At 68.0% G+C, this 3540-nt stretch carries 4 protein-coding genes; 3 read left to right on the top strand and 1 reads right to left on the bottom strand.

The window, feature by feature from the left end; all coding sequences use genetic code 11:
• Positions 1-612, top strand: a 612-nt coding sequence (locus ACK59X_RS31170) for an IclR family transcriptional regulator (RefSeq protein ID WP_409962784.1), incomplete at its 5' end; no start/stop codon positions are given.
• 164 nt (positions 613-776) lie between these two features.
• A complete protein-coding gene (locus ACK59X_RS31165) occupies positions 777-1538 on the top strand; it encodes an NAD(P)-dependent oxidoreductase (protein ID WP_409962782.1) in 762 nt (253 codons plus the stop codon).
• Between the two features lie 16 nt (positions 1539-1554).
• Here the strand turns inward: ACK59X_RS31165 and pmbA are convergent, their stop codons facing one another.
• Entirely contained in the window at positions 1555-2976 is a 1422-nt protein-coding gene (gene pmbA, locus ACK59X_RS31160) for a metalloprotease PmbA (RefSeq protein ID WP_409962780.1), read from the bottom strand.
• A gap of 63 nt (positions 2977-3039) precedes the next feature.
• Here pmbA and yjgA point away from each other — a divergent pair.
• Positions 3040-3540 (top strand): ribosome biogenesis factor YjgA (gene yjgA / locus ACK59X_RS31155; protein ID WP_409962778.1); only part of this gene is annotated, 501 nt, incomplete at its 3' end.

Below are 3540 nucleotides of genomic sequence, written 5' to 3'. Positions count from 1 at the left end.
GAGTCCGGCGGCCTGCGGGCGCGCGAGCCCGACGGCCGGCTCTATGCGCCCGCACCGCGCCTGCTGCGCCTGGCCGAGTCCACGCTGGCCGGCTGCACCCAGCAGGGCGTGCGCCACGCGGTGCTGCGCAAGCTGGTGGCCGAGGTGGGCGAGAGCTGCAACTTCACCGCCCTGTCGGGTGCTGATGTGGTGTACCTGGACCGCCTCGAGTCGGCCTTTCCGCTTCAGATGAACCTGCGCCCCGGCACGCGCGTGCCCGTGCACGGCTCGGCCAGCGGCAAGCTGCTGCTGGCGCACATGGCCGCCAGCCAGCGCAACAAGCTGCTCGACGGCCTGGCGCTGACCCGCCACACCGCCACCACGCTGACCACACGCGCCGCGCTCGATGCGGAGTTCAAGCGCATCCGCAAGGACGACTATGCGGTCGATGCCGAGGAGTTCGTCGAAGGCCTGGTCTGCGTGGCCGTGCCGGTGCGCGGGGCCGACGGCAAGAGCATCCGCTGCGCTGTGGCGCTGCAGGCCCCGGTGGCGCGCATGTCGCTGGCGCAGGCGCTGGAGAAGCTGCCAAGGCTGCAGGCGGCAGCGGCGGGGTTGGCGCGCACCTGGGGCTGAGTTGCCAACGTGGGCCCTGCTCACGAACGAAGCCCCTGTCGTGCACAAAGTCACCTACCCGCCCTCGCCCTGCGGCGCAGGGCCATGACTTCCATCGGACAGCGTGGAATGATCGCGCCCAGGTTCCAAAAAACCACCGCCACCCACCCACCAAGCCCAACCCCATGAAAAGCCTCCTCATCCACGGCGCCACCGGCTCCCTCGGCCGCCACGTGCTCGAACAGGCTGTCGCCGCCGGCCACCAGGTCTCCGTGCTCGTGCGCAACCCCGCCAAACTGCCCGAAGAAACCCGGGCCCTGGTCCACGTGCACCAGGCCGACCTCGTCCAGATCGCCACACAGGACCTCGCGGCCATCGTGCGTGGCCACGATGCGCTCATCAACTGCGCGGGCATGGTCACAGAAGGCCAGGTCTTCGTGGACCTGGTGGCCCACATCGTCGAAGCGGTCGAATTGCTGCCCGCCATGGAGCGGCCCGTCTGCTGGTTCCTGGGCGGCGCCGCGGCGCTGGACATCGGCCGAACCGGCCGCAAGGGGGTCACCCTGCCCAAGGTGCGCGACACCTACTGGCCGCATGGCAAGAACCATGAACGCGTAGCGGCCTCGCCGCTGGACTGGCGCATGCTGTGCCCCGGCCCCATGGTCGAGCAGGCCGCACTGGGCCTGCACCGGATGCGGGTGTCCACGGAGCAGTTGCCGGTGCGCATGGCGGGCTTTGCCAGCATGCTGCCGGCGCCCCTGCTTTTGCTGGTGTTCGCGTCCAAGGTCCCGGAGATGATCGTCCCCTACGCCGATGCCGCCGCGCTGGTGCTCGCGCACCTGGAGCCCGCAGATGCGATGTCGCGCCACCGCGTGGGTCTGGCACTGCCAGAAGGCATGCGTGGCAGGAAGGACACCTGGGCCGCCCGGCCTGCCGCTGCGGCCTGAGGGGCGGCAACCGCAATCAGCTGCCCGCCACCTTCATTCGATTCACAAGAATCGAGCCGACCGTCTTGGCACCGTAGTTGTAGGTATCCGCCCCCACCGCCTCGATGCCCAGCAGCATGTCCTTCAAGTTGCCGGCGATGGTGATCTCGTGCACCGGGTAGGCGATGCGGCCGTTCTCGACCCAGAAGCCGCTGGCGCCGCGCGAGTAGTCGCCGGTCACATAGTTCACGCCCTGGCCCATGAGTTCAATCACGAACAGGCCCGTGCCCAGCTTTTGCAGCATGGCGTCGAGGTCGTCGCCGGCCTGGGTCAGGCGCGAGGTCATGCTCAGGTTGTGCGAGCCGCCGGCATTGCCGGTGGTCTTCATGCCCAGCTTGCGTGCCGAGTAGGTGGACAGGAAGTAGCCTTCCACCCGGCCGCCCTGGACCACCTTGCGCGGCGCCACGCGCACGCCTTCGTCGTCGAAGGGCGAGCTGCCCTTGCCGCGCAGGATGAAGGGGTCTTCTTCGATGTCGATGTGCTTGGGAAACACACGCTTGCCCAGCGAGTCGAGCAGGAAGGTGCTTTTGCGGTAGAGCGCACCGCCGCTCACGGCCTGCACGAAGCCGCCGAGCAGGCCTGCGGCCAGCGTAGACTCGAACAGCACCGGGCATTGCGTGGTGGGGATCTTGCGGCTGCCCAGGCGCGACAGGGCGCGCTCGGCGGCGTAGCGACCGACCGCCTGCGGCGAGGCCAGTTCGGCCGCGTTGCGCATGGAGCTGTACCACATGTCGCGCTGCATCTCGGCATTGCGGCCTGGCAGCGAGGCGATGGGCGCCACGGAGAAGCTGTGGCGCGACGAGGCATAGCCCCCGCGAAAGCCGCGCGTGTGGGCGCTGAAGAAATGGCTCTGCTGGGCCGAGACACCTGCGCCCTCGCTGTTGGTGATGCGGCGGCTGGACTTCAGGGCGGCTGCCTCGCATTCCATGGCCATCTTCGCGGCCTGCTCGCTGTCGATGGACCAGGGGTGGAAAAGATCGAGGTCGCGGTGCGTGTCGGCGGGCGCGATGTCGTCGGCGTCGGGCAAGCCGGCCATGGGGTCTTCGGCCGTGAAGCGGGCGATGTCATAGGCCGCCTGCGCCGTCTGCTCGATGGCCTTGCTGGAAAAATCGGAGGTGCTGGCATTGCCGCGGCGGTTGCCGATGTAGACGGTGATGCCGAGCGACTTGTCGCGGTTGCGCTCCACGGTCTCGAGCTCGCCCTTGCGCACGCTCACCGACAGGCCGCAGCCTTCCGAGGCCTCGGCTCCGGCGTCGGTGGCGCCCAGCTTCTTGGCATGCGCAAGCGCGCGGTCCACCAGTTCTTCAAAGAACGGGCGGCTGTAGCTGAAGCCGCTGTCGGGGGCGGTGGAAGCGGCGGCTGCCGGTGCGCCAGGGGCGTGTTTGGAGGGTTTATTCATAGCGGCAGCTATGATACTTGCCGCTGTGGCGCGCGCTGCGCCACCTCCCTTTTGCCCCCACCCATGTCACGCAAACCCAAAAAAGGCTACTTTGTGAAGGGCCATTTCGTTGCCGAAGGCAGCGAAATGGACATTCAGCTGAAGGCCGAACTCAAAGGCACGTCCGATGCCAGCCGTACCGATCTCAAGCGTGAAAGCGACGCCCTGCAGGACCTGGGCAAGGACCTGCTGACCCTGCGCACCGACCTGTTCAACAAGGTGGGCCTGCCCGACAAGCTGGTCGAGGCCATCACCGAAGCCAAGCGCATCACCAATTTCGAGGGCAAGCGCCGCCAGATGCAGTACGTGGGCAAGCTCATGCGCAAGCTCGAACCCGAGATCGTGGAAGCCGCCCGCCAGGCGCTCGAAGAGCAGCACAAGGGTTCGGCCGACGAGAAGCTCAGCCTGCACCTGGCCGAGCATTGGCGCGACCGGCTGATCGCCAATGACGAGTCGCTGGACGCCTGGCTGGCCGAGCACCCCGATACCGACATCCAGCAGCTGCGCGCCCTGGTGCGCCAGGCA

The sequence above is a fragment of the Acidovorax sp. genome (assembly GCF_046339755.1).
Lineage (GTDB): Bacteria > Pseudomonadota > Gammaproteobacteria > Burkholderiales > Burkholderiaceae_C > Acidovorax.
The sequence above is the reverse complement of the archived record's forward strand: the minus strand, read 5'-3'. Positions and strand labels throughout refer to the sequence as shown.